Origin of the sequence: Amycolatopsis sp. lyj-108, assembly GCF_046549005.1 — a bacterium.
Lineage (GTDB): Bacteria > Actinomycetota > Actinomycetes > Mycobacteriales > Pseudonocardiaceae > Amycolatopsis.
Genome location: NZ_JAJPWQ010000033.1, coordinates 1 through 501, shown reverse-complemented (window position 1 = coordinate 501; position 501 = coordinate 1). Strand labels below are relative to the sequence as shown.

The 501-nt window shown below is 65.9% G+C and carries 1 protein-coding gene; it reads right to left on the bottom strand.

What is annotated here, in order from left to right; all coding sequences use genetic code 11:
• Positions 1-25: 25 nt before the first annotated feature.
• Positions 26-445, bottom strand: coding sequence for a histone-like nucleoid-structuring protein Lsr2 (locus tag ACLJO0_RS44065; RefSeq protein ID WP_125789117.1), 420 nt, complete (start codon positions 443-445; stop codon positions 26-28).
• Between the last annotated feature and the right edge of the window lie 56 nt (positions 446-501).

Genomic DNA, 501 nt, shown 5'->3' with positions numbered 1-501 from the left:
GGACGTCAAGGGCGCGATCGGTGATTCAGGACTTCTTGCGAGGTGCACGCTTGCGCTTGACGGGAGCCTCTTCGGCGACCGGTTCGGCGGGGGCCGACTCGGCGTTGTCGAACGCTTCGTAGATCTCGTTGGGAATGCGACCGCGCTCGGCGATCGCGTAACCGTTGGCCGACGCCCAGGCGCGGACCTGCTGGTTGCGTTCGCGGTCGGTGGGCTTCGCCGCGCCACCGGCCACGGTGGACTGTCCGGTTGCGACCTTCACCTTGCGCCCGCCGACTCGCCTGCTGGCGTCGATGAAGCGCTCGAGCTCTTCGCGCAGGGCGCCGGCGTTGTCATCGGAGAGATCGATCTCGTAGGTGACGCCGTCGAGCGCGAAGGGCACGGTCTGGGTGGCTTCGCCACCGTCGATGTCGTCGACGATCTGGACGGATACCTTTTGTGCCATCGAAAGTGCCTTCCGCTAGGTCATGCCACGCCATCTCGGATTGGCGCAGTGCCAAT

What these genes read in the sequence shown, in the direction of transcription:
- ACLJO0_RS44065 (WP_125789117.1), bottom strand. Translation starts at nt 445, where the DNA reads ATGGCACAAAAGGTATCCGTCCAGATCGTCGACGACATCGACGGTGGC.